This window comes from Mesorhizobium sp. RCAM 05104 (assembly GCF_059683645.1).
Genome location: NZ_CM185033.1, coordinates 3,434,687 through 3,459,094, shown reverse-complemented (window position 1 = coordinate 3,459,094; position 24,408 = coordinate 3,434,687). Strand labels below are relative to the sequence as shown.

The following is a 24,408-nucleotide window of genomic DNA, read 5'->3' as shown; positions in this document are numbered from 1 at the left end:
GAGGGGGATTTCGTAGGGCGCGGCCCTCGCAATTGGATCGCTAACCGGCACGGCTGGCGCCATTCCCCCTCTCCGTCTCGGCTTCGCCGAGCCACCTCTCCCCACATTCGTGGGGGCGAGGAAAAGCCTGCGGGGCCGCCCCGAAATCGCCTGTTTCTGTGTCCTTCTTGCCAAAGCCGCGTTTCCCGTGGGAAGGGGCGCGGCATTGGCTGGCTTGGGGGACTGGGGAATGGCGAACATCGGGGTTGGCGGCGCTGCGCCGTCGCTTATCAAGGCATCACTCAGCCGCACGGGCAAATGGGCCGGCGGCGTCGCTTTCGTCAGCGGTGCCGTTTCCGACGTGCTCAATCCGCTGGCGCCTTTCGCCGCTTATATCGCGCTGGTCGCCTCGGTGGCGGCGGTCATCATCGCCATTGCCATCGTGCTCAGGCTGGTGCTGGCGGCCAAGGCGCTGCCGGCGCTGGTGTTCGCCACCAGTGCGGCGGCTGTTGCCGGCGGCGTCTATGCCGTGCAGAAAGAGACCAGTTCGCAGAACGGGGTGATCGCCAGCCTGGTGCCAGCGGTGGCCGGGCTGCAGCAATCGATGGGCATCGTCTCGGCCAAGGTGGCCAGGATCGAGCAGACGGTCACGCAAACGCAGAAGACGGTCGAACAGGTCAAGCAGTCGACCGACACGGTGGCGAAGAAGACGGAAGAGATCGCCTCCACCCAGCAGCAGCAGACGCAACAGGGGGCCGTGACGCAAAAGACCGTCGAGGCGGTCAAGCAGACCACCCAGACGCTGGCCGCCGGCCAGGCGCAGCAGCAGGCCCAGACCGAGAAGCTGCAGGCGACGACCGAGCAGATCGCGGCCTCGATCGACACCATCGCCAAAGGGTTTGCCGCCCTTGCCGCGCAGGGCGGGGCCATCGCCGAGCCGAAGCGGCCGGACGAGTTCTATCACAATGCCCGCGTTTACGAATTGTCGGGCGACATGCTCAATGCGCGGCGCTCCTATCTCGCCTTTGCCGGCTTCGATGTCGACGCCATCGACCCCTATACGCGCTTTGCCACGCTGCTTCGGGTGCAGGACGGCAAGGCTGGCGCCCGCGAGGTGTTCGGTGCGCTGGCAGACAAGGGCAAGGCGCTGTCGATCAAGCTGGTGCACATCCTGCAGTTCGATGATGCCCAGCGCCTCGACAAGCTCAACGCCTTCGTCGCCGCCAATGCGGATTTCGCGCCTGGCTATTTCCTGCTGGCGCAGGAGTTTTCCGAGGATCGCCTCGGCGCACAGACGCTGGCCGACAAGCGCAACGAGGCCAAGGCGCTGACCAAGTTCGTTTCCTATGAAAAGGACGGCGGGCTGCTCAAATACTTCGTCGACCAGACCCAGCTCGCCGACTGGCTGGACCGCAGCCGCAGCCGGCTGGCCGCGCTTGGCGACGTGCTTGATCCCGCCCGCTTCGTGCCTTCGCTGACGCCGATGCGCTCGAACCAAGGCTGGTCGATGACCATTTCTCTGCCGGAGCCGGCGACCGGCATTTCGTGGCGCATGGGCGATAGCGGGCCGTTCACCGACACCGGCTTCCTGGCGATGAACGACCAGGCGACCGGCAAACCGATGCCCAATCCGGCCTTCGAGCTGCCCGACAGCACGCAGGCCGGCACCATCGCCATCAAATATCTCGACATCAGGGGCCGCGAGACCGGCCCGTTCGACATCCGCTTCGACCCGGAGACCGCCCTTCAGCAAGGCAACAAGCAGATCCTCGACCAGTTCTGGACGTCGTGGATCGCCTTCGATGCCAGCGGCAATCACGGCCTGGTCTATTTCACCCAGATGCTGTCCTACCGCTGCGCCATCAAGGCGGTGCACTACAGCCTGAACGGCGCGGCACTCGACAAGGAGATCAGGATGCCGGCTTGCGACAAGAAGGACCCCTACGCCATCCCTTATGACTACCAGCCCTACTTCAAGGTCGCCGACAGCGTGAAATCGATGTCGGTGCAGGTCACCTACACCGATGGGACAAAATCGCCGGTGCGGGAATACAAGCGGCAGTAGTCGCGGCCACCCTTCCCACAAAGGGGAGGGTGAATGCGATCCTGATGCAAAATGCCCATTGTGATGCTTGCGCAATCCACGCCGAAAGGGTTCTGTCTGCGCCTTCGGAATCGGTGAGAACGCAATGACCACCAGCACCATCAAGGCCAAAGGCATTTCGGTTTCGGTTGACCTCACTGTCGGCCATCTCGCCGACATGGTCATCGACAGGGACGGGCGCCAGCTCAAGCCTCTGCACCGCGCGCCGTGGGTCGACACGCCCGAGGCATTGCCGAAGGACCTTCCGTTAGGCACCGTGCGGCTGTCCGGTGACTTCCTCTGCGCGCCGTTTTCGCGCAGCGATGTCGAGGACGCGCCGCTGCATGGCTGGCCGGCCAACAGCGCCTGGGATGTGGTCGACAGCACCGCGACGGAAGATGGCTGGCGGGCCGTGTTCCGGCTGCGCCACAAGGTGATGGGCGCCAGCGTCGACAAGATCCTCACATTGCGCGACGACCATCCCTTTCTCTATCAGGAGCATGTGTTTTCCGGTGGCCATGGCGCCATTTCCGTCGCGCACCATCCGATGACGGCGATGACGAACGGCGGCAAACTCGCCTTCTCGCCGAAGCGATTTGCCGCCACGCTGGACGACCCGCTGGAGCCGGATCCCGCACGCGGCCGCTTCATGCTGGCCTATCCGGCGCGCTCCGCCGATCTCAGCCGTTTTCCGGCCGCCGGCGGCGGCACGCTCGACCTGACGGAGTACCGCATGGATGATCGGCGCGAGGATTTCGTCACAATGGTCGAGGCCGATCATGGCGGGCCGGGCTGGACCGCACTGGCGCGCCATGCCGAAGAGGACCTGGTGCTGGTGCTGAAGAACCCGGCAGAACTGCCGATCACCATGCTGTGGCTCAGCAATGGCGGCCGCGACTACGCGCCCTGGAGCGGCCGTCACCGCGGCGTGCTCGGCATCGAGGACGGCCGCGCCGCCGTCGGCCATGCCGCCTCGATCGGCGACAACTGGCTGAAGCGCGAAGGGGTGGCGACCGCGTTTGCGCTGGGCCGCGGCGTTTCCTTTCGCCATGTTATCGGCGCCATGCCCTTGTCCGGCGGCGAGCCGCCGCAGGAGGTCACGACGGCAAACGGCCGCATGCGTCTCGAAGCCGGCGGTTCGACCTGGGAGGTCCCCTTCGACAGCGATTTCCTGCGCATCGGCCAACCAGCGGCCTCATAGGCGGGATTGCGCGATCGCAGGATTTGAAATTTTCGTCAACTGCCGCCAAGATGTGGCCGAAATCATCATGCGGAACATGGTGGATTTGAAGCTCCGCCAGAGAGGCTCTCATGTCCGAAATCGCCCATCTCGCCGCCACCATCTTCAAGCGTGCCGGCAAGGCACAACGCTTCATCGTCGCGATCGCCGGCCCGCCGGGAGCGGGCAAGTCGACGTTGTCGGCGAGCCTGCGCGATCTGCTGCCCGAGGGTGCCGTGGAGGTCGTGCCCATGGACGGCTTCCACTATGACGACGTCGTGCTCGACCGGCGTGGCCTGCGCGCGCGAAAGGGCGCGCCGGAAACCTTCGATTTCGCCGGCTTCGAGGCGCTGCTGAAGCGCATCCGCGCCGGCGAACCCGATATCGCCATCCCGGTCTTCGACCGGAGCATGGAACTGTCGCGCGCCGCCGCCGCGATCATCGGTGCGGAGACCAAGTTCATCCTGGTCGAAGGCAACTACCTGCTGCTCGACGAGGAGCCGTGGTCGCGGCTGGCGCCGCTGTTCGATTTCTCGATCTTCGTCGACGTACCGCGCGCCGAACTCGAGCGCCGCCTGCTCGAGCGCTGGCACGGCCATGGCCGATCCGACGCCGATGCGCGGGCCTGGATCGCGTCCAACGACATGCCCAACATCGACCGGGTGCTTGCCCGCCGCCGGGCCGCCGACCTCGTGGTCGGCGATTCCGCGTGATTCTACGGATTCTTCAAGGGGAACCTTAAGACTTTCAGGCCGTTATCGCCGACGAGGCACTTCCGCCTAAAAGGATTCCGTCCGATGGCACAAAAGGCAAGAAAGCCCGCGCCCGCCAAGGGCAAGGCAACCCAATCGAAGACAGGCGCCGGCCCCGCTATCGCCGAGCGTTCCAAGGATGCGGCAAAACCCGCTTTCGGCAAGGCGGCACCCAGAAAAGTGGTGCCGGGCGCAGCGAAGGCTCCCGCGAAAGCCGCAAAGCCGAAGAAGCCGGCAAACACCAACGACTCCTTGGCGGGAAGCGCCATGCGCACGGCCAAGGCGACGGCCAATGTAGCGGCTGGCGCCGTCGTCATAGCCGCCAGAGGCGCCGCATCACTTGCGGCTTCCGTCATGGGCAAGAGTGGTTCGAAAGCCAAGGCAAAGGCCAAGTAGCCGGAATCGCGTTCCGGCGACCTGCACCTCAGCCCTTCGCCGGAATCGTGAGACCCTTCTGCACCGCCGGTCGCGCCAGACCACGCTCCAGCCACGCCGCCAGATTGGCGAAATCATCGAAGCCGACGAGTTCGCGCGCTTCGTAGAAGCCGATCAGGTTGCGCACCCAGCCGAGCAGCGAGATATCGGCGATGGTGTAGTCATTGCCCATGATCCACTTGCGGCCCTTCAGCCTGTCGTCAAGCACGCCGAGCAGCCGTCGCGATTCATCGCGATAGCGCTCCAGCGGGCGCTTGTCGGCAATCTCGCGACCGGCAAATTTGTGGAAAAACCCGAGCTGGCCGAACATCGGGCCGACCGAGGCCATCTGGAAGAACACCCACTGGATCGCCTCGTAGCGCCGCGCCGCGTCCGCCGGGATCAGCAGGCCGGTCTTTTCGGCGAGGTAGAGCAGGATGGCGCCGGATTCGAACAGGCCGATCGGCTTGCCGTCCGGGCCGTTCGGATCGATGATCACCGGTATCTTGCCATTGGGATTGAGCGACAGGAACTCCGGCGTCCAGCTTTCATTCTTGCTGATGGCGATCAGGTGCGGCTCATAGGGCAGGCCGAGTTCCTCCAGGGCAATCGATATCTTCACGCCGTTCGGCGTCGTTGCCGAGTAGAGCTGGATCTGGTCCGGATGCTTGGCCGGCCAGCGCGTTGCGATCGGGAAGGCGGACAGGTCAGCCATGGAAAACTCCTGAATGGGGGGGGCGTCGAGAGGCGCGGTTTGGCGGGGGCGGGCCAAGGATTAGGCGCGCGACGCGGCATGATCAATATGGCGGCGACAGTTTCGCCGTGCACGGACAGTCAACGGAACGGACGGCGCGGGACGGTCCGGAATCAGACCGCCTTGAACGCCAGCACCGCATTGGTGCCGCCGAAAGCGAAGCCATTGCTGATCGCCGCGCGCACCTTGCGCTCGCGTGCCACATTCGGCGTGACGTCGAGGTCGCAATCGGGGTCGGCCTCGCGAAAATTGGCCGTTGGCGGCACGATGCCCTCGCGGATCGCCATGACACAGGCAATCATCTCCAGCGCCCCCGATGCGCCAAGGCAGTGGGCATGCATCGATTTGGTCGATGACACCGACAGTCTGTAGGCGGCGTCGCCAAAGACGCGCTTGATCGCCGCCGTCTCGATCTGGTCGTTGGCCTTGGTGCCGGTGCCGTGGGCATTGAGATAGTCGACATCCTCGGGATTGAGCCCAGCGTCGGCCAGGCAGGCGCGCATGGCGGCCGTTGGTCCTTCGATGGTCGGCGCGACGATGTCGGACGCGTCGGCGGAAAGGCCGGCGCCCGCAATTTCAGCAAGAATGGTGGCGCCGCGCGCCATGGCATGCTCGTAACTTTCCAGCACCGCCATGCCGGCGCCTTCGCCAAGCGACAGGCCCTGGCGGTCGGCCGAGAATGGCCGGCACGTATCCGGGGCCAGCACCCGCAACGCTTCCCAGCCCTTCAAAATGCCCCAGACCAGCGGTGCATCGGTGCCGCCGGCGACCATCACATCGGCGCGGCCGAGCCTGATCTGGTCGACCGCCGAGGCGATGGCGTGGTTGGACGACGAGCAAGCCGAGGTGACGCCGAAAACCGGACCGCGCAGACCGAGATTGATGCTGACCTGGCCGGAGGCCGCACTCGGCATCACTTTCGGCACGGTGAAGATGCCGGCGCGATTCTTGCCCTCGATCAGGATGGCGCGATAGCTCTCCTCGATCGCTTCCCAGCCGCAGACGCCGACGCCGACGACGGTGCCCATCCGATAGGTGGTGGCTTCATCCGCAACCAGGCCGGACTGCTGCAACGCCTCTCTGGCCGCGATCACCGCCAGCAGGCTGAAGCGGTCCATCGACACCAATTGCTTGCGATCTATGCCGTGATCAGGAAGCGTCTTGATTTCGCAGCCGACCTTGACCTTGAGATCATGCAGATGCGGACTGCTGATAGCGCCGATGGCCGAGCGGCCGGCACGCATTTCGTTCCAGATCGCGGGTGCGTTTGTGCCGAGCCCGCAAATGCCGCCCATGCCGGTGATGACGACGCGCTTGTGCATTCAGTTCAAGCTTTTTTCGCGATCAGCGCGCGAACAGCTTCGACCATGTCGCCGACATTCTTCAGATTGCTCCAGGCATCGACCGTGTTCATCTCGATCTCGATGCCATATTCTTCCTCGAGATCAAAGATGATCTCCGTCAGCTCCAACGAATGGATACCAAGCGCTGTCAATTCGGTATTGGTGGTGATTTCCTCGCCGCCCGGCTCGGCATGAGCCTTGATCTTCGCGATGATATCCGTTGCCAGCTGGTCGGCCATTCGGTTTCTTCCCCACTTTGTCGCGTTTCCCGACGCCAATTGAACAGCGCCCCTTGTTCTCTTGGTATCAAGCCGTCGTCGTCGCTTTATACCCCCGCCAAGCGCTGCATGACCGTACCAAGGTGGTTCCCTCTATAGAAACCAAAACGTTGTCAAGCAACAAGCTATATATCGACAAAGCCGCCGTAGTGCTTAACGTGCAGGCATGGATACGATCGAACATGGCGGGATTTCGACGCTGCCGGCCCAGCGCGCGGCGGGTGTGGCGCGGCTTTCCTGTGGTGTTGGCGACGGTCGCACGCGCTTGCTGCGCCTCTATCAGGACGGCGCCGCCAAGATAAGGATGCCGACCGTCGCGGCCGATCCGCTCGAAGCGGTGCTGATCAACACCGCCGGCGGGATGACCGGCGGCGACCGTCTCGACTGGCAGGTGGATGTCGGCCCCGGCGCCTCGGCGTCGGTAACGACCCAGGCCTGCGAAAAGATCTATCGCGCGGCGTCCGACCGTGCCGAGGTGCGGGTCAGATTGTCGGTCGGCGAAAACGGCCGCATCGCCTGGCTGCCGCAGGAAACCATCGTCTTCGACCAGGCTGCGTTTGCCCGTACGCTCGATGTCGAGCTTGCCGCCAACGCCGAGGCGCTGGTCCTGGAGGCCACGGTGTTCGGCCGCCTGGCCATGGGGGAGCGCGCCGCGCAGGGCAATTTCCATGACCGCTGGCGGGTCCGCCAGGATGGCTCCCTCATCCATGCCGAGGATTTTCGCATCGGGCCCGATATCGCTGCCATGCTCGGCCGCCCCGCGATTGCCGGTGGTGCGATCGCGATGGCGACGCTGCTGCTGGTGTCGCCGCGGGCCGATGCCCTGCTCGATCCGGTTCTGGACATCGTCGGCGACCAGGGTAGCGCCAGTGTCTGGAGCGTGGGGAAATCTGGCAAGCTTCTTGCGAGGCTCTACGCCGACGACGGCTACCAGCTCCGCCAGCGGCTGGTTCCCCTCGTCGAACTGCTCAACGGTCGGGCGGGCCTGCCCAAATTATGGTCACTGTGATCTTGTCTAAGTCAGTCCGGGAAAACGCATGAACCTGACGCCGAGGGAAAAGGACAAGCTGCTGATCGCCATGGCGGCGATCGTGGCGCGCAAACGGCTCGAACGCGGCGTCAAGCTCAATCATCCGGAAGCGATCGCGCTGATCACCGACTTCGTCGTAGAGGGCGCCCGCGACGGCCGACCGGTCGCCGAACTGATGGAGGCCGGCGCCCATGTCGTCACCCGCGCGCAAGTAATGGAAGGCATCGCCGAGATGATCCATGACGTGCAGGTGGAAGCGACGTTCCCCGACGGCACCAAGCTGGTGACCGTGCACGAGCCTATCCGGTGAGGAGAGAAAAATGCTTGAACTGCGCCCCAATTGCGAATGCTGCGACAAGGACCTGCCGCCGGAGGCGGCGGATGCGGTGATCTGCACCTTCGAATGCACCTTTTGCGCCGATTGCGCCGAAAACGTGCTGGACGGTGTCTGCCCCAATTGCGGCGGCAATTTTTCAGCCCGGCCGATCCGCCCGGCAGCGATGCTGAAAAAGTATCCGGCTTCGACCAAACGCGTTCTCAAGGCCGAGGGCTGCGGCCCGGCCCGCAAGGCCGCGTGAGCACAACGACACTTCAAACGGAAGGCAAATCGATGATGTCAGCCAAACGCCTGTGCCTCTCGGCGATCCTGCTGCTGGCCGCTTCCATGCCGGCCTATGCCCATATCGGCGGCGGCGGCACGACCTCCTCCTCCACGGCCGGCTTCATGCATCCGCTCTCCGGCCTCGACCATATGACTGTCATGATCGCGGTCGGTCTGTGGGCGGCGCTCAAGGGGGGCAAGGCAATCTGGGCATGGCCGGCGGCCTTTGTCGGCGTCATGGTGGCCGGCGGCGCGCTCGGCATGCTGCACATGCCGCTGCCCTTCGTCGAACCGGCCATCCTGGCCTCGGTCGTGGCGCTCGGGTTGCTGGTGGCGCTGGCGGTCGATCTGCCGGTTTCGGCCGGGGTCGCCATCATCGGCCTGTTCGCCCTGTTCCATGGCCATGCCCATGGCACCGAAGTGCCGGAAAACGCCGGCGGGCTTGAATACATGGCCGGCTTTGCCATTGCCACCGCGTTCCTGCACGCCATCGGCATCGCTGCAGGCCTTGGCCTCGGCATCAGGTTCCGTGGTCTGGCCCGCGCCGCGGGTGCGGCCTGCGCGGCGGTCGGTGCCGGTCTCGTCTTCGGCGTTCTGTGAGGGGCGCGATGATCCCGGGCGAAGTCATCACCGCAAGCGGCGACATCGAGCTCAACAAGGGCCTGCCGACCGTCACCCTGAAAGTGGCAAACAGCGGCGACCGGCCGATCCAGGTCGGCAGCCACTACCATTTCTTCGAGACCAATGAGGGGCTGAAGTTCGATCGTGACAAGGCACGCGGCATGCGCCTCGACATCGCCGCCGGCACCGCCATGCGCTTCGAGCCCGGCCAGGAGCGCGACGTCACGCTGGTGCCCTTGGGCGGCAAGCGCGAGGTCTACGGATTTCAGCAGAAGGTGATGGGGAAGCTGTGAGATCGATGGCGTCTTATGCGCGTCGCCCAAAAGTGTCGAGCGGTGTTGGGGCACCGACATGCATAAAAACAAGTGACGCTTTCGACTCAGTTCGACGGCTTGGCCGCGGCATAGATGACGATCTTTCCTGGATCGTCGAATTCGACGGCGAGAACATCCTCGGCAAGCACGCGCCGCGACTCGATGGCGTTGAACAGCAGGGCGTTGGCCTCGATCTCCTTGCGCAGTTCAGCAATGTCGTCCTGATGCTGCTTTACCTTGCTCTCGATAACCGGCGGGGGGCCACCTTCGCTGCGCTCGGCGTCGGTGAGGAACACGATATCGACCTTGTCGAGCTTGGAAGTCTTGCGCACCGTGCCGATGTTTTCACGCGTCCGCTCTATCGCCGTGTTGACGTTCCCAGCTTCGGCGTTGGCCTTGGCCTCTTCCTGCCTGACCTCCGAGCCGATGATACGGTTGACGGTCTCCGGGCTTTCAAGGCCCTGCGCATTCAGCGCGGCGTGGGGGACGCTCACTGCCAGAAACGCAGTCGCCGCGACGGCATGCAGCCATCGGGCGCTGGGCAAGGTGGTGATGGACATCGCTCGCTTTCGAGATTTGTTTCAGCACTCAGGAAACGAAACGACTCCAGCCCTGCCACGGTTCCCTTGCCGGTGTGGGCGGCGGGCCGGAATTTGGCCCGCCGCTCCGCGTCCTCAGCTCGCCTTCTTGGTGATCAGGGTCAGCGCGCCGTTGGGCTGCATGCTGGCCGCGATCACTTGCGCCGAGGTAAGCCCCTTGGCTTCGAGCGCCGACTTGACCTCCGGCGTGGAGTCGATCGAACTGCGCAGTTTCTGCAGGCCGGCGTCGCCACGCTTGGCGATCACCTGGTTGACTTGCGTCTGCGTGGCTTCGGGCAATTCCTTGATGTCGACGATGTTGACGCTCTGGATCGTCGGCGCGGCCGCCGGCGCACCGGGTGCTGCTGGCGTGGGCGCGGCTGGCGTTTGAGCCGGCGTGGGCTGCTGCTGGGCACTGGCGGCGCTCGCCAGCATCAGGCTGGCCGCCGCGAGAAGTATCATCTTGCGCATGGATTTTCCTTTCCAACGATTGACAAATGGTCGTTTTGGGGTGGCCGGCCCACCTCAACCGGGAAATGGGATCAGAAGGTGTCGCCCAGCGGGTCATTGCATGACCATAGGATGGCGACGCCATGGAGTTCGGCTGCGGCCAAAGCGTTTTCGGGAGCAATTGCTGATGGCTAGAATCACCCGCGCCGCCTACGCGCAGATGTATGGTCCGACTGTCGGCGACAGGGTGCGGCTCGCCGACACCGAGCTGTTCATCGAGGTCGAGAAGGATTTCACCATCCATGGCGAGGAGGTGAAGTTCGGCGGCGGCAAGGTCATCCGCGACGGCATGGGCCAGAGCCAGGTGTCGCGGGCACAGGGCGCCGTCGACACCGTCATCACCAACGCGCTGGTGGTCGATGCCAGCGCCGGCATCTTCAAGGCCGATATCGGCCTGAGCGACGGCCGCATCGCCGCCGTCGGCAAGGCCGGCAATCCGGACACGCAGGATGGCGTCACCATCATCATCGGCCCCGGCACCGAGATCATCGCCGGCGAAGGCAAGATCCTGACCGCCGGCGGCTTCGACGCGCACATCCATTTCATCTGCCCGCAGCAGATCGAGGAAGCGCTGATGAGCGGCATCACCACCATGCTGGGCGGCGGCACCGGCCCGGCGCACGGCACGCTGGCAACGACCTGCACGCCGGGGCCGTGGCACATGGCCCGCATGATCCAGTCGTTCGACGCCTTTCCGATGAACATCGGCCTGTCGGGCAAGGGCAATGCGTCATTGCCCGCGGCGCTCGAGGAAATGGTGCTGGGCGGCGCCTGTTCGCTGAAGCTGCACGAGGACTGGGGCACGACGCCGGCGGCGATCGACTGCTGCCTGTCGGTCGCCGACGACTACGACGTGCAGGTGATGATCCACACCGACACGCTCAACGAGTCCGGCTTTGTCGAGAACACGGTGGCTGCGATCAAGGGCCGCACCATCCATGCCTTCCACACCGAAGGCGCCGGCGGCGGCCACGCGCCCGATATCATCAAGGTCTGCGGCTTGCCCAACGTCATCCCGTCCTCGACCAATCCGACAAGGCCCTACACGGTCAACACGCTGGCCGAGCATCTCGACATGCTGATGGTCTGCCATCACTTGTCGCCGTCGATCCCCGAGGACATCGCCTTTGCCGAAAGCCGCATCCGCAAGGAGACCATCGCGGCGGAAGACATCCTGCACGATATCGGCGCGTTCTCGATCATCTCCTCGGACAGCCAGGCCATGGGTCGCGTCGGCGAAGTCGCGATCCGCACCTGGCAGACCGCCGACAAGATGAAGCGCCAGCGTGGCTCGCTGCCGCAGGAAACCGGCAACAACGACAATTTCCGCGTCCGCCGCTACATCGCCAAATACACGATCAATCCGGCCATCGCGCACGGGCTGTCGAAGCACATCGGCTCGGTCGCGGTCGGAAAGCGCGCCGACCTGGTGCTGTGGAACCCGGCCTTCTTCGGCGTCAAGCCGGACATGGTGCTGATCGGCGGCATGATCGCCGCCGCGCCGATGGGCGACCCCAACGCCTCAATCCCGACGCCGCAGCCAATGCACTACCGGCCGATGTTCGGCGCCTATGGCAAGGCAAGGACCAACTCGTCGGTGACCTTCGTCTCGAAAGCCGCGCTCGAGTCAGGCCTGCATGGCAGGCTCGGCGTCGACAAGCAGTTCGTCGCCGTGGAAAACACGCGTGGCGGCATCGGCAAGCATTCGATGGTGCTCAACGACGCCACGCCGCATGTCGCGGTCGATCCCGAGACCTACGAGGTCCGCGCCGACGGCGAATTGCTGACCTGCGAACCGGCAACAGTGCTGCCGATGGCGCAACGATACTTTCTGTTTTGACGCGAAATCGGTGACCGGGCCGGCTGGTGCAAAATCCGTTGCGGCTGGTGACCGGACGCCGCAATATGCGGCTCAACGAAATCGCATGACTAGCCATGGCCACCGAAATCGCCTCTGCCCACGACGTTTTCCCGCATATCCGCATCGTCATGGGCATGGTGATCGGGCTCGGCGTCACCCGCCTTTTGTCGGGACTGGCGCGCATCGTCCAGCACCCCGGCCAGTACAAGCTCTACCCCGTGCATCTGGCCTGGGTCGCCTCGGTGCTTCTGATGCTGGTGCATTTCTGGTGGTGGGAGTTCGGCCTCTACGCCATCGAGAACTGGACCTTCGGCAAGTACCTGTTCATCATCTTCTACGCGATCACGTTGTTCCTGCTTTGCGCGCTGCTGTTTCCGGATTCAATGCTGGACTACACCAGCTACGAGGATTTCTTCTATTCGCGCCGAGGCTGGTTCTTCGGCCTTTTGGCAGCGACCTATCTGCTCGACGTCATCGATACGCTCTTGAAGGGGCCGGAGCATTTCGCCCGCTTCGGCAGCGAGTACCTGTTCCGCACGCCGGTCTTCGTCGCGCTCTGTATCGTCGCGATCCTGGTGCGCGACCGCCGCTTCCACATCGCCTTTGTCGCGGCCGCGCTCGTCTATCAGATATCGTTCATCCTGCGGCTCTTCGACACGATCGTTTGAGCGGCATTGGGTGGACCGCTGGCATGGTCTAGGCTTCTGAGAAAGCAGGGTTCAACAATGTACAAGGCCGTCGGATCGCGTGGGTCCCGGGTCAGCCGCGTTCTCTGGATGCTCGAGGAACTCGGGCAGCCCCATGAATTCCTCGAGGTCAAATTGCGTTCGCCGGAAGCCTATGCGTTGAACCCGTCGGGCAAGGTGCCGATCCTGATCGATGGCGACCTCACGGTAACGGATTCGGCGGCGATCTGCGTCTATCTGGCCGACAAGCACGCGGACAAGGGAATGGGTGCAAACCCGGGCGTTGCCGGCCGCGCCGAGATGGATTCCTGGATGCATTTTGCCCAATCGGAATTCGAAGCGCCGCTGTGGAACAAATTGCGCCACCGGTTCCTGCTGCCGAAGGATGTGCGGGTCGATGTCGGCCCCGCCGCGGCTCACGACTTTGCCACGGAGGTCAAGGCACTGGACCGTCGGCTTGGCGACAAGCCCTTTGCGCTGGGTGACCGGTTTTCCGCCGTCGACGTGTTGCTCGGCGACATGGGCGGCTGGGCTCGCGCCGGAAAATTTCCGATCGAGTCCGAGCGCGTCAACGGCTATTTCGACCGGGTGCTGGCGCGGCCCGCGCGGGCGCGGGCGCAGGCCAATGGAGGCTCCATAAAATGAAGCTCAATCTCAACACCGACTTCACCAAATTCCCGCGTGCTGTCTCGGTGCTGCCCGCCGGCGGCACGGGAACCACCGCGCCATCCGGTCGTGCCGTTCTCGCCCATGATGAGCGACATCTGCGCCGCCGGGCCATCGAACTTGCCGACGGCAGCAAGGTGCTGGTCGACCTGCCAGAGCCTGTCGCGTTGAACGATGGCGACCGTCTGGTGCTGGAGGATGGTCGCCATATCGAGATCATCGCCGCGCCGGAAGACGTCTATGACATCCGTGCCCGCGATGCTGTGCATCTGAGCGAGCTCGCCTGGCATATCGGCAACCGCCATCTCGCGGCAAGCATCGAGGCCGGGCGCATCCTCATCCTGCGCGACCATGTCATCAAGGCGATGCTGGAGGGGCTGGGTGCCACGGTGCGCGATGTCTCCGAACCGTTCAAGCCGGTGCGCGGTGCCTATTCCGGCGGGCACGATCATGGCCATGGTCATGCAGAGGCGCATGCACACAGCCACGCCGAAGCGCACAGCCATGGCCATGGCGAATCGCACTCCCATTCGCACAGCCACGCCGGCCACCACCACGACCATGACTGACCAGCCGTCGAACATCGCCCTGCTGCGGTTGATGGCGTGGCTGTCGCCGGCCTTTCCGGTCGGAGGCTTTTCCTACAGCCACGGCCTCGAGCGCGCGGTGCACGATGGGCTGGTTGCCGATGCCGGCAGCCTCGCCGGCTGGCTGGAAACGCTGGTCGAGATGGGCTCGGGCTGGAACGATGCCGTGCTGTTCGCCGAGAGCTGGCGTCGTGCGCGCCACGCCGGGGATATCGACGAGATTGCCGCGCTGGCCGAGGCTCTGGCCGGCTCGCGCGAACGCCACACCGAGACCATGCTGCAGGGCGCCGCCTTCCTGAAAGCGGCTTCGGCCTGGCCCAACCCCGTGCTGGAACGCTTGCCGGCCGAATGCGCCTATTGTGTCGCCGTCGGCGCTGTTGCCGGCGGCAATGGCATCGCTCTTCAGGACGCGCTTTCCGCCTTCCTGCAAGCCTTCTTCTCCAATCTCGTCCAGGCCGCGATCAGGCTCGGCATCGTCGGCCAAAGCGCGGCCACCGCGTTGCTTGCCGGCTTCGAGCCTTTGGCCTTGGCGACCGCTGCCCGCGCTGCGCGCTCGTCACTTGACGATCTGGGTGGCTGCGCTTTCGTCTCCGATGTCATGGCGATGAAGCACGAAACCCAGTATTCGCGATTGTTCCGCTCATGATCGTCCTTGCCTTCGTGCTGTCCTTTGTTCTGCTGCTGATCACCGTGCTGCATGTCTATTGGGGCATTGGCGGCATCTGGCCGGGCAAGGATGCGGCATCCTGCGCCCATGCCGTCGTCGGCTTTCGCGGCGTCGATGACATGCCGACGCCGTTCGCCAGTTTCGCCGTTGCCGCGTGTCTGGGCCTGGCGACGCTGTGGCCGCTGGCGCTCGAGGGCGTCTTTGCCTCACCCTTCCCCAGGCAAGGCCTCGCCGCCACCGCGCTGCTCATCGGCCTGGTTTTCCTGGGACGCGGCATCGCCGGCTTCACGCCATGGTGGCGGCGACTGGCGCCCGAGCAGCCTTTCGCGCGGCTCGATGTCCGCTATTATTCGCCGCTGTGCCTGCTGATCGGGCTCGGTTTCGCAGTCCTTGCCATCACGGAGTTTCCCGCATGACACAGAAAAATGGCCCGCTGCGCGTCGGCATTGGCGGTCCGGTCGGTTCGGGCAAGACGACGCTGACCGAAAAACTGTGCAAGGCGCTGCGCGACGAATTCTCGATCGCCGTCGTCACCAACGACATCTACACCAAGGAAGACGCCATGATGCTGGCCCGGCTGCAGGCGCTGCCCGAGGATCGCATCATGGGTGTCGAGACCGGCGGCTGCCCGCACACCGCCATCCGCGAGGATGCCTCGATCAACCTGCAGGCGATCGCCGAAATGAACCGGAAATTTCCGGATCTCGACATCGTCTTCATCGAATCCGGCGGCGACAACCTCGCCGCCACCTTCTCGCCGGATCTTGCCGACCTGACGCTCTATGTCATCTCGGTCTGCCAGGGCGAGGAGATCCCGCGCAAAGGCGGGCCGGCGATCACCCGCTCCGATTTCCTCATCATCAACAAGAGCGATCTTGCGCCCTATGTGAACGTCAATCTCGAAATCATGGAGAGCGATGCCGGCCGCATGCGCGGCAAGCGGCCGTTCGGTTTCACCGATCTATCGCGCGGCAAGGGACTGCAGGAGGTCATCGATTTCATCGTCGAGCATGGCGGCTTGCGTGCCGGAACCGCTGTCAGCACGGCAGCCTGACAGACAGCTGCTTCTTCCTGCACCAACCAAAATCCGTTGCGGGCGGACGTAGGTCGCGGCATTCTTGCTGAAATCGGAGATTTCAAGATGAGCATTGCCCGCCTGCAGAAAGAAACGCTGACCAATCTGCCTTTCTACGAAGAGCGCGTCGATCTCGCCTGCGCCTTTCGCTGGACGGCGCGGCTCAACATGCACGAGGCGGTGGCCAACCATTTTTCGCTGGCCATCAACGATGACGGCACGCAGTTCCTGATGAATCCCAACCAGGTGCATTTCTCGCGCATCAAGGCGAGCGACCTGCTGCTGATCGATGCCAACGATCCCGATACGCTCTCCGGCCCGAACGCGCCCGACCCTACGGCGTGGGGCCTGCACGGCGCCATCCATCGCAATGTGCGGCACGCGCGCTGCGTCATGCATGTCCATTCAATCCATGCCACGGTTCTGGCGTCGCTCGCCGATTCTCGCCTGCCGCCGGTCGACCAGAATTCAGCCATGTTCTTCAATCGCCATGTCGTCGACGGCCACTATGGCGGACTGGCCTTCGAGGAAGAGGGCGAACGCTGCTCGCAGCTGCTCGTCGATCCCAAGGTCAAGGTCATGGTGATGGGCAATCACGGCGTGCTGGTCATCGGCGATACGGTCGCCGATGCCTTCAACCGCATGTTCTATTTCGAGCGTGCCGCCGAGACCTATATCAAGGCGCTGTGGACCGGCCGGCCGTTGCGCGTGCTCTCGGACGCGATCGCGGAAAAGGCGGCGAGCGAGATGGATGACTATCCCGGCCAGGCCGAACGCCATCTCAGCGAGTTGAAGGCGATCCTCGACGAGCAGGAACCGGCCTACCGGAACTGATCGCCTTCTGGAAACTAAAGTCCGAGCTCTTTCCGCAATTCCTCGGCGCTGTCGATAACGACAGCACCGGGCGGTCCATCCATCGGCTTTTCTGGCCAGAAGATCGTCTTCATTCCCGCCGCCAGCCCGGCCATGGCGCCCGGCCAGCTGTCGTCGATCGCCACGGCCTGCGCGGGATCGATGCCAGCGAGATACGCGGCGCGCAGGAACGGTTCGGGGTGCGGCTTGCCTTCGCGCACATCGTTGCGGCTGATCGTCTTCATGCCGGGATAGGTCAGGCTGACCACACGCAAATTGGCGTCGACGATCATCCGGTCCGAATTCGAGACCACGGCTTGCGCCACGCCCCTTGCCCGCAAATCGTTGAAGATCTCGATCGCGCCGGGGCGTGGCTTCAGGCTCTCGACAAGCGGCAGATAGTGCTCGTATTTGCGGACGATCCAGTCGTCGAAGGGCAGATCCAGGCCGAACTCGTCGCGCATCATTTCGTAGACCGGCCAGGCGGCGACACCGAGCACACGCTCATGCAGGTCGGGCGGCGGCACGAGGCCGACATTGCGCATCGCCGCCATCAGGGCGGCTTCGTGCAGCGGTTCGCTATCGACCAGCGTGCCATCCATATCCCAGAAAACCGCTTTCGGTGTCATGCAGAAAAATCCCTTTTTCTGATCCCTTAAAGGGTTTGTGCCGGGAGATAAACCTTCTGGCCAGCTATCCCTTGTCGTCTCTCCAGGGCCGAAACCGCCAGTCATCCCTCGCTCGACATGAGCGAGGGATGACAATTCCGTCGTGAGCATGCCCCGGCGCAAGCAATTGCCCTGGAGATTGACAATTGCGCAGGAGGCTTTTCCCTGTAAGAGTAGCAGCGAACCGCCCGGATGACCGGCGGCTTCGGGAGGCAGGACGTGAGTACCCGGCAGGATGGCGGCAGCAACAGGCTGGATGACGCGGCGCGCGCCGGCTGGCTTTATTATGTTGCCGGCAACACGCAGGACCAGATTGCCGCCACGCTCGGCATCTCACGGCAGACGGCACAGCGGCTGGTGTCGCTGGCGGTGTCGGAAGGGCTGATCAAGGTTCGCGTCGACCATCCGATCGCCAACTGCCTTGATCTGGCGACACGGCTGAAATCGCGCTTCGCGCTCGATCTGGTCGAGGTGGTGCCGAGCGATCCCAACTCATCCTCCACCACCATCGGCATCGCCGAGGCGGCCGCCGCCGAGATCGAGCGGCGGCTGCGCTCGCCGACCCCGATCGTCATGGCGATCGGCACCGGACGCACGCTGAAGGCGGCGATCGAGCAGCTGCCGCCGATGGACTGTCCGCAGCACAAGGTGGTGTCCTTGACCGGCAACATCTCGCCGGACGGTTCGGCCGCCTTCTACAACGTCATCTTCACCATGGCCGACAGAGTGAAGGCGCGATCCTTCCCGATGCCGCTGCCGGTCATCGCCTCTTCGCCGGAGGAGCGCGAGATGCTGCTCAACCAGCCGATGATCCAGCCGACGCTGGCGCTGGCCGCCGAGGCCGACGTCACCTTCATCGGCATTGGCGACCTCGGCCCCAAGGCGCCGCTCTACGAGGACGGCTTCATTTCGGAAAGTGAGTTGAAGGCCCTGCAGAAGGCCGGCGGCATAGCCGAAATCGTCGGCTGGGTGTTCGATCGCGAAGGCCGCATGATCGAAGGCATCACCAACGACCGGGTGTCGTCAGCTTCGCTGCCGTCACGCGAAAAATCGCTGGTCATCGCACTTGCCATGGGCGAGCGCAAGCTGCCGGGTATCCTGGCGGCGGTGAACCGGCGGTTGGTCAACGGGCTCATAACCGATGAACGGACGGCGGAAGCCCTGCTGGCCGGCGGATGACACCGAACCGCCTTTGCTTGCGGGACTGCAACGGCACCGCGATCGATCTGGGATAAGGCCAGTCAAGCTATTTGCCCGGCCCGAGAGGGTCGTTGCCATCGAGGAATCCGAGGTCGCGTTGCAGATGTGGGGAGAGGTCCCTGATATCGAGATGCGCTCTTTTTCTGACCGCGAACCAGCCGAATCCGTCCGCGAGCCACGAAATCCAGCGATGATCCGGTGCGGGAGTGCATTTTTGCTGCGCCATGGCCATGATCGTCAACCTTCGCTATCTTGCGCCCAAACGACGGGCTGATGCTGAATGTCGGTCTTGCCGGCCGCCTTTGCCAATCGAACGTCGATAAGGACCCATAAGGAGGCTTTATGCCGGACCTTGGCTCGCGACAGGTTTCGCAGCTCCCGCCGCTGCAGGCGATCCGGGTGTTCGAAGCGGTGGCGCGGCATCTTTCCTTCACCAAGGCCGCTGAGGAGCTTGCCATGACGCAGGCGGCGGTCAGCTATCAGATCAAGGTGCTGGAGGAACGGGTCGGCGCACCGCTTTTCCTGCGGCGGCCGCGCCAGATCGCGCTGACCGAGGCCGGACAGCGCCTGGCGCCGGCGGTCAGCGAAGCCTTCGCCATTCTTGGCCAGGCCTATGCCGCGGCGCGTGGCGGCGCGGATGGCTTGTTGTGCGTCACCACGGTGCTGACCTTTGCCTCGAACTGGCTGGCGCATCACCTGGGCTCGTTCCAGATCGCGCATCCGGCGCTTGCCGTGCGGCTCGAAACGTCGAGCCGGCTGACCGATTTCGCCCGCGAGGATGTCGACCTCGCCATCCGTTCGGGTGGCGGCAAATGGCCGGGGCTGGAAGCCCACAAGCTGCTCGATGCCGATTTCACGCCGATGCTGAGCCCCAGGCTCGCGGCGAGCATTGGCGGCGTCAAGGAACCGGCCGACCTGTTGCGGCTGCCGATCCTCGATCCCGGCGACATCTGGTGGGCGCAGTGGTTTTCGGCTGCCGGCGTGCATTCGCACGACCTTGCCAGTCGGCCCGGCAGCAGCATGGGGGCACAGGCTTATGAGGCCAATGCGGCAATCGCCGGTCACGGCGTGGCGATCCTGACCAGGGCGCTGTTCAAGGCGGAGCTGGCGGACGGCCGCCTGATCCAGCCTTTCGACCTGGTCGGTGACGACGGCCACGCCTATTGGCTGGTCTACCCGGAGGCGCGCCGCAACGTGCCGAAGATCCGTGCCTTTCGCGACTGGCTGCTGGCCGAGATCGCCGGCTGAGAGGCAAGCCCTCCGGCACCCCCCACGCAATACTGCACGCCGTCCTGTCCCGCCACCTGACAAAGGCGAAGGGCAGGGCTCGTCCTCGCACCGTCCGAGCGTCCATTGCCCATCACCGCCGCCGATGTGCTGCGCTGCAGCATCGAATCCGGCTTGACATAATTAACACTAAATGAGTAATTGCTCACAGCCAAGGCAAATGCTCATCTTGGTTCATGGGAGGAATTTGATGAAACTTCGCACGCTCACCCTGGGCTTGTTGTCGGCCAGCGCTCTTGCCTTCGCCGCACACGCCGAATCCATCACCATCGCCACCGTCAACAATGGCGATATGGTCCGCATGCAGAAGCTGACCGACGACTTCACCAAGGCTAATCCGGACATCACGCTCAACTGGGTTACGCTCGAGGAAAACGTGCTGCGCGAGCGCGTCACGACCGACATCGCCACCAAGGGCGGCCAGTATGACGTGATGACCATCGGCACCTACGAGGTTCCGATCTGGGCCAAGCAGAGCTGGCTGTTGCCGCTCGACAAGCTCGGCGACGACTATGACGCCAAGGACATCATCCCGGCCATCGCCGGCGGTCTTTCGGTCGACGGCAAGCTCTATGCCGCGCCCTTCTACGGCGAAAGCTCGTTCGTCATGTACCGCAAGGACTTGATGGACAAGGCCGGGCTGAAAATGCCCGACGCGCCGACCTGGGACTTCATCAAGCAGGCCGCCGACAAGATGACCGACCGCGCCAATGGCGTGAACGGCGTGTGCCTGCGCGGCAAGGCCGGCTGGGGCGAGAACATGGCCTTCCTGACGGCGATGTCGAACTCGTTCGGTGCCCGCTGGTTCGACGAGAACTGGAAGCCGCAGTTCGATCAGCCTGAATGGAAGAACACGCTTCAGTTCTATGTCGACCTGATGAAGGCCGACGGCCCCGAGGGCGCGTCCTCCAACGGCTTCAACGAGAACCTGGCGCTGTTCCAGCAGGGCAAGTGCGGCATGTGGATCGACGCCACCGTCGCGGCGTCCTTCGTTTCGGACCCGAAGAACTCGACCGTCGCCGACAAGGTCGGCTATGCCCTGGCACCCGACAATGGTCTCGGCAAGCGCGGCAACTGGCTGTGGGCATGGTCGCTGGCGATCCCCGCCGGCACGCAGAAGGCTGACGCCGCCGAGAAGTTCGTTTCCTGGGCGACCAGCAAGCATTACGCTGAACTGGTAGCTTCGAAGGAAGGCTGGGCCAACGTTCCTCCGGGCACGCGCTCCTCGCTCTACGCCAATGCCGAGTACCAGAAGGCGGCTCCGTTCGCCAAGATGACGCTGGACTCCATCAACGCCGCCGATCCGACGCATCCGACCGTCAAGCCGGTTCCTTATGTCGGCGTCCAGTTCGTCGCCATCCCTGAGTTCCAGGGTCTTGGCACCACAGTCGGCCAGCTCTTCTCGGCGGCTCTTGCCGGCCAGTCGAGCGTCGACGATGCGCTGAAGCAGGCCCAGGACGCTGCCACCGCGGCAATGACCGAAGGCGGTTATATCAAGTAAGGCTCCTCCCGGTGCCGAATGCCGGCCGCCTTCTTGGCCGGCAACGGCCGCCCGAGTCCCAGTTCGGGCGGCCGCCCTCAATGCCTCTGAAAATTCAGTCTGACCAGTGAAGGGTGACCGTCATGGCTACTCAGCAGACCCGTTCGCTTGCCCGTTTCATGATGGCGCCATCCGTGGTGCTGCTGTTCGTCTGGATGATTGTGCCGCTGGTCATCACCATCTGGTTCTCCTTCCAGCAGTACAACCCACTCAACCCGATCCACGACGGCTTCGTTGGCTTCTCGAACTACGCGCTGTTCTATTCAAACCCGGCCTTCCTGCAATCGATCATCAACACGCTCACGCTGGTGGTCAGCGTGCTTCTGATCACGGTGATCGGCGGCATCCTGCTGGCGCTTCTGATCGATCAGCCGATGTGGGGGCAAGGCATCGTCCGCATTCTCGTCATCTCACCGTTCTTCGTCATGCCGCCGGTGGCAGCGTTGGTCTGGAAGAACATGATCATGCACCCGCAATATGGCGTGTTCGCCGATATAGCGCGCTTCTTCGGAGCCCAGCCGATCGACTGGTTCGGGCAACATCCGATGCTGGCGATCATCATCATCGTCGCCTGGCAGTGGTTGCCTTTCGCGACGCTGATCCTCTTGACCGCGCTGCAATCGCTCGATGGTGAACAGAAGGAGGCCGCCGAGATGGACGGCGCCGGCTTCATCAGCCGCTTCATCTATCTGACGCTGCCGCATATGTCGCGCGCCATCACCGTCGTCATCCTGATCCAGACGATCTTCCTGCTCTCCGTCTATGCCGAGATCCTCGTCACCACCAATGGCGGCCCAGGATACGCCTCCACCAACCTGCCCTTCCTCGTCTACCAGAAGGCCTTGCTGGAATTCAAAATCGGCCAGGCATCCGCCGGCGGCGTGATCGCCGTCATTCTCGCCAACATCGTTGCCTTCTTCGCCATGCGCGCCGTCGGCAAGAACCTGGACAAATAGGGAGGATACGATGGCACGCTCAGTCACCACCCAGCACAAGACGATCGCGACCGCGGCCGCCTGGATCGTCGCCCTGCTGATCTTCTTCCCGATCCTCTATACGATCATCACCTCGTTCAAATCGGAGCAGGAAGCCATCCAGGGCTTCAGCATCATCCCGTCGGGGACGATGGAGAGCTACGCCGAGGTGCAGGCGCAGAGCGGCTACTTCAAATTCTTCTTCAACTCGGTGCTGCTCTCGGTCGGCTCGACCATCCTGGCCCTGCTGGTCGCCATCCCGGCGGCATGGTCGATGGCCTTCTCGCCGACCAAGCGAACCAAGGACATCCTGATGTGGATGCTGTCCACCAAGATGATGCCGGCGGTCGCCGTGCTGTTCCCGATCTACCTGATCTTCCGCGACACCGGCCTGCTCGACAGCCGTATCGGCCTGATGATCATGCTGATGCTGATCAACCTGCCGATCGTGGTTTGGATGCTCTACACCTACTTCCGCGAAATCCCTGGCGAGATCCTGGAGGCGGCGCGCATGGACGGCGCTTCGCTGTGGAACGAGATCGTCTATGTGCTCACACCGATGGCGGTGCCAGGCATTGCCTCGACCATGCTGCTCAACATCATCCTGGCCTGGAACGAGGCATTCTGGACGATCCGCCTGACCACCACCGAAGCCGCGCCGCTGACGGCCTTCATCAGCTCGTTCTCCAGCCCGCAGGGCCTGTTCTGGGCCAAGCTTTCGGCGGCTTCGACCCTGGCGATCGCGCCGATCCTGATCATGGGCTGGTTCAGCCAGAAGCAGCTGGTGCGCGGCCTGACATTTGGTGCGGTTAAGTAACGGACGTTGCCTGAAGCAAACGACGAAAAATAACCCCTCGGGGAGGAAACCATGGGAAACATCACGCTCAAGAACGTCTCCAAGTCCTTCGGGGCGACGTCCATCATCCCCGGCCTCGACCTGGTGATCGAGAATGGCGAGTTCGTCGTCTTCGTCGGCCCGTCGGGTTGCGGCAAGTCAACGCTGCTGCGCCTGATCGCCGGGCTGGAGGACACCAGCGGCGGCACCATCAACATCGACGGCCGTGATGTCACTGGCGAAGCGCCGGCCAAGCGCAAGCTCGCCATGGTGTTCCAGTCCTACGCGCTCTACCCGCATATGACGGTGGCCAAGAACATCGCCTTCCCGCTGAAGATGGCGGGCGAGGACCAGGCCACCATCGACAGGAAGGTGAAGGACGCGGCGCGTGTGCTGAACCTGACCAACTATCTCGAACGCCGGCCCGGCCAGCTCTCCGGCGGCCAGCGCCAGCGCGTCGCCATCGGCCGCGCCATCGTGCGCCAGCCCTCGGCCTTCCTGTTCGACGAACCGTTGTCCAACCTCGACGCCGCGCTGCGCGGCACGATGCGGCTGGAGATCAGCGAGTTGCACCATCAGCTCAAGACCACCATGATCTACGTCACTCACGACCAGGTCGAAGCCATGACCATGGCCGACAAGATCGTCGTGCTGAACGCCGGCAACATCGAGCAGGTCGGCTCGCCGATGGAGCTCTACAAGACACCGAAGAACCTGTTCGTGGCCGGCTTCATCGGCTCGCCGAAGATGAACCTGATCGAAGGCGCGCCGGCGGCCAAATACGGCGCCAAGACGATCGGCATCCGTCCCGAGCACATGGAGATCTCGACCACCGCTGGCGAATGGAAAGCGACCGTCGGCGTTGCCGAGCATCTCGGCTCCGACACCTTCCTGCACGTCCAGGCCGATGGCGTCGGTCCGCTGACGGTGCGCGCCGACGGCGAGCTGGCCGTGCATCACGGCGACACCATCTATCTGACGCCCGACAAGGCCAAGCTGCATCGTTTCGGCGCCGACGGAAAGGCGATGTGACC

At 63.8% G+C, this 24,408-nt stretch carries 30 protein-coding genes; 23 read left to right on the top strand and 7 right to left on the bottom strand.

Features of this window, described 5'->3' with window-relative positions; all coding sequences use genetic code 11:
* The first annotated feature begins 229 nt into the window (after positions 1–229).
* The 4 genes from AC56QP_RS16935 (at position 230) to AC56QP_RS16920 (ending at position 4,429) form a co-directional block, all read left to right on the top strand.
* Positions 230–2,044, top strand: coding sequence for a methyl-accepting chemotaxis protein (locus tag AC56QP_RS16935; RefSeq protein WP_489858890.1), 1,815 nt, complete (start codon positions 230–232; stop codon positions 2,042–2,044).
* Between the two features lie 124 nt (positions 2,045–2,168).
* A complete protein-coding gene (locus AC56QP_RS16930; protein ID WP_489858891.1) occupies positions 2,169–3,263 on the top strand; it encodes a hypothetical protein in 1,095 nt (364 codons plus the stop codon).
* A 110-nt stretch (positions 3,264–3,373) separates the two neighbouring features.
* Positions 3,374–3,994 (top strand): nucleoside triphosphate hydrolase, encoded by a 621-nt coding sequence (locus AC56QP_RS16925; RefSeq protein ID WP_091584058.1) that lies wholly within the window; start codon positions 3,374–3,376, stop codon positions 3,992–3,994.
* Between the two features lie 84 nt (positions 3,995–4,078).
* Positions 4,079–4,429, top strand: coding sequence for a hypothetical protein (locus AC56QP_RS16920; protein WP_489858892.1), 351 nt, complete (start codon positions 4,079–4,081; stop codon positions 4,427–4,429).
* A 28-nt stretch (positions 4,430–4,457) separates the two neighbouring features.
* Here AC56QP_RS16920 and AC56QP_RS16915 read toward each other — a convergent pair whose 3' ends face one another.
* The 3 genes from AC56QP_RS16915 to AC56QP_RS16905 all read right to left on the bottom strand — a co-directional run bounded on the left by AC56QP_RS16915 (position 4,458) and on the right by AC56QP_RS16905 (position 6,783).
* Entirely contained in the window at positions 4,458–5,162 is a 705-nt protein-coding gene (locus tag AC56QP_RS16915) for a glutathione S-transferase family protein (protein ID WP_489858893.1), read from the bottom strand.
* Positions 5,163–5,314: 152 nt separating this feature from the next.
* The gene (locus AC56QP_RS16910) at positions 5,315–6,523 is read right to left on the bottom strand and encodes a beta-ketoacyl-[acyl-carrier-protein] synthase family protein (protein ID WP_489858894.1); all 1,209 of its coding nucleotides are present in this window, start codon (positions 6,521–6,523) and stop codon (positions 5,315–5,317) included.
* A 5-nt stretch (positions 6,524–6,528) separates the two neighbouring features.
* Positions 6,529–6,783 carry an acyl carrier protein gene (locus AC56QP_RS16905; protein WP_006325998.1) on the bottom strand — a complete coding sequence of 85 codons (255 nt, stop codon included), beginning with the start codon at positions 6,781–6,783 and terminating at the stop codon, positions 6,529–6,531.
* Positions 6,784–6,988: 205 nt separating this feature from the next.
* Between AC56QP_RS16905 and AC56QP_RS16900 the strand changes: the two genes are divergently transcribed.
* Genes AC56QP_RS16900 through AC56QP_RS16880 form a run of 5 tightly spaced genes read left to right on the top strand, consistent with a single transcriptional unit; the run spans position 6,989 to position 9,367 of the window.
* Entirely contained in the window at positions 6,989–7,831 is an 843-nt protein-coding gene (locus tag AC56QP_RS16900) for an urease accessory protein UreD (RefSeq protein WP_489858895.1), read from the top strand.
* A gap of 28 nt (positions 7,832–7,859) precedes the next feature.
* Entirely contained in the window at positions 7,860–8,162 is a 303-nt protein-coding gene (locus AC56QP_RS16895; protein WP_023693076.1) for an urease subunit gamma, read from the top strand.
* Between the two features lie 10 nt (positions 8,163–8,172).
* Entirely contained in the window at positions 8,173–8,430 is a 258-nt protein-coding gene (locus AC56QP_RS16890) for a DUF1272 domain-containing protein (protein WP_091584042.1), read from the top strand.
* Between the two features lie 32 nt (positions 8,431–8,462).
* Positions 8,463–9,053: a HupE/UreJ family protein gene (locus AC56QP_RS16885; RefSeq protein WP_489858896.1), complete on the top strand. Its 591-nt coding sequence runs from the start codon at positions 8,463–8,465 to the stop codon at positions 9,051–9,053.
* Between the two features lie 8 nt (positions 9,054–9,061).
* The gene (locus AC56QP_RS16880) at positions 9,062–9,367 is read left to right on the top strand and encodes an urease subunit beta (RefSeq protein ID WP_489858897.1); all 306 of its coding nucleotides are present in this window, start codon (positions 9,062–9,064) and stop codon (positions 9,365–9,367) included.
* Between the two features lie 86 nt (positions 9,368–9,453).
* Here the strand turns inward: AC56QP_RS16880 and AC56QP_RS16875 are convergent, their stop codons facing one another.
* Positions 9,454–9,948, bottom strand: a complete 495-nt coding sequence (locus AC56QP_RS16875) for a hypothetical protein (protein ID WP_497100420.1) — start codon at positions 9,946–9,948, stop codon at positions 9,454–9,456.
* 114 nt (positions 9,949–10,062) lie between these two features.
* Positions 10,063–10,437, bottom strand: coding sequence for a hypothetical protein (locus AC56QP_RS16870; protein WP_489858898.1), 375 nt, complete (start codon positions 10,435–10,437; stop codon positions 10,063–10,065).
* Between the two features lie 166 nt (positions 10,438–10,603).
* Here AC56QP_RS16870 and ureC point away from each other — a divergent pair, with 166 nt between their 5' ends.
* The 8 genes from ureC to AC56QP_RS16830 all read left to right on the top strand — a co-directional run bounded on the left by ureC (position 10,604) and on the right by AC56QP_RS16830 (position 16,852).
* Positions 10,604–12,316: an urease subunit alpha gene (gene ureC / locus AC56QP_RS16865; protein WP_489858899.1), complete on the top strand. Its 1,713-nt coding sequence runs from the start codon at positions 10,604–10,606 to the stop codon at positions 12,314–12,316.
* Between the two features lie 95 nt (positions 12,317–12,411).
* Positions 12,412–13,005 carry a hypothetical protein gene (locus AC56QP_RS16860; protein ID WP_489858900.1) on the top strand — a complete coding sequence of 198 codons (594 nt, stop codon included), beginning with the start codon at positions 12,412–12,414 and terminating at the stop codon, positions 13,003–13,005.
* Between the two features lie 57 nt (positions 13,006–13,062).
* Positions 13,063–13,668, top strand: a complete 606-nt coding sequence (locus AC56QP_RS16855; RefSeq protein WP_489858901.1) for a glutathione S-transferase family protein — start codon at positions 13,063–13,065, stop codon at positions 13,666–13,668.
* Entirely contained in the window at positions 13,665–14,258 is a 594-nt protein-coding gene (gene ureE / locus AC56QP_RS16850; RefSeq protein WP_489858902.1) for an urease accessory protein UreE, read from the top strand. Before AC56QP_RS16855 ends, ureE begins: the two co-directional genes overlap by 4 nt.
* On the top strand, positions 14,251–14,922 hold the full coding sequence (locus AC56QP_RS16845) for an urease accessory protein UreF (RefSeq protein WP_489858903.1): 672 nt from the start codon (positions 14,251–14,253) through the stop codon (positions 14,920–14,922). The genes ureE and AC56QP_RS16845 overlap by 8 nt, the downstream gene beginning before the upstream one ends.
* A complete protein-coding gene (locus AC56QP_RS16840; protein ID WP_489858904.1) occupies positions 14,919–15,359 on the top strand; it encodes a DUF3995 domain-containing protein in 441 nt (146 codons plus the stop codon). The genes AC56QP_RS16845 and AC56QP_RS16840 overlap by 4 nt, the downstream gene beginning before the upstream one ends.
* Positions 15,356–15,997, top strand: a complete 642-nt coding sequence (gene ureG / locus AC56QP_RS16835; RefSeq protein ID WP_489858905.1) for an urease accessory protein UreG — start codon at positions 15,356–15,358, stop codon at positions 15,995–15,997. The genes AC56QP_RS16840 and ureG overlap by 4 nt, the downstream gene beginning before the upstream one ends.
* A gap of 87 nt (positions 15,998–16,084) precedes the next feature.
* Positions 16,085–16,852 carry a class II aldolase and adducin N-terminal domain-containing protein gene (locus AC56QP_RS16830; protein WP_091584011.1) on the top strand — a complete coding sequence of 256 codons (768 nt, stop codon included), beginning with the start codon at positions 16,085–16,087 and terminating at the stop codon, positions 16,850–16,852.
* 14 nt (positions 16,853–16,866) lie between these two features.
* Here AC56QP_RS16830 and AC56QP_RS16825 read toward each other — a convergent pair whose 3' ends face one another.
* Positions 16,867–17,499 carry an HAD family hydrolase gene (locus AC56QP_RS16825; RefSeq protein WP_489858906.1) on the bottom strand — a complete coding sequence of 211 codons (633 nt, stop codon included), beginning with the start codon at positions 17,497–17,499 and terminating at the stop codon, positions 16,867–16,869.
* Between the two features lie 258 nt (positions 17,500–17,757).
* Here AC56QP_RS16825 and AC56QP_RS16820 point away from each other — a divergent pair, with 258 nt between their 5' ends.
* Positions 17,758–18,717: a sugar-binding transcriptional regulator gene (locus AC56QP_RS16820; RefSeq protein WP_489858907.1), complete on the top strand. Its 960-nt coding sequence runs from the start codon at positions 17,758–17,760 to the stop codon at positions 18,715–18,717.
* A 67-nt stretch (positions 18,718–18,784) separates the two neighbouring features.
* Here AC56QP_RS16820 and AC56QP_RS16815 read toward each other — a convergent pair whose 3' ends face one another.
* Entirely contained in the window at positions 18,785–18,970 is a 186-nt protein-coding gene (locus AC56QP_RS16815; RefSeq protein ID WP_489858908.1) for a hypothetical protein, read from the bottom strand.
* A gap of 110 nt (positions 18,971–19,080) precedes the next feature.
* On the opposite strand from AC56QP_RS16815, the gene gcvA reads away from it, so the two are divergent.
* The 5 genes from gcvA to AC56QP_RS16790 all read left to right on the top strand — a co-directional run bounded on the left by gcvA (position 19,081) and on the right by AC56QP_RS16790 (position 24,406).
* On the top strand, positions 19,081–19,986 hold the full coding sequence (gene gcvA / locus AC56QP_RS16810; RefSeq protein ID WP_489858909.1) for a transcriptional regulator GcvA: 906 nt from the start codon (positions 19,081–19,083) through the stop codon (positions 19,984–19,986).
* Between the two features lie 229 nt (positions 19,987–20,215).
* Entirely contained in the window at positions 20,216–21,526 is a 1,311-nt protein-coding gene (locus AC56QP_RS16805; protein ID WP_091584003.1) for an ABC transporter substrate-binding protein, read from the top strand.
* A gap of 122 nt (positions 21,527–21,648) precedes the next feature.
* Positions 21,649–22,521 carry a carbohydrate ABC transporter permease gene (locus AC56QP_RS16800; protein ID WP_489858910.1) on the top strand — a complete coding sequence of 291 codons (873 nt, stop codon included), beginning with the start codon at positions 21,649–21,651 and terminating at the stop codon, positions 22,519–22,521.
* Between the two features lie 10 nt (positions 22,522–22,531).
* Positions 22,532–23,356, top strand: coding sequence for a carbohydrate ABC transporter permease (locus AC56QP_RS16795; RefSeq protein ID WP_256752469.1), 825 nt, complete (start codon positions 22,532–22,534; stop codon positions 23,354–23,356).
* Between the two features lie 51 nt (positions 23,357–23,407).
* Entirely contained in the window at positions 23,408–24,406 is a 999-nt protein-coding gene (locus AC56QP_RS16790) for an ABC transporter ATP-binding protein (RefSeq protein ID WP_091583998.1), read from the top strand.
* Positions 24,407–24,408: the final 2 nt, after the last annotated feature.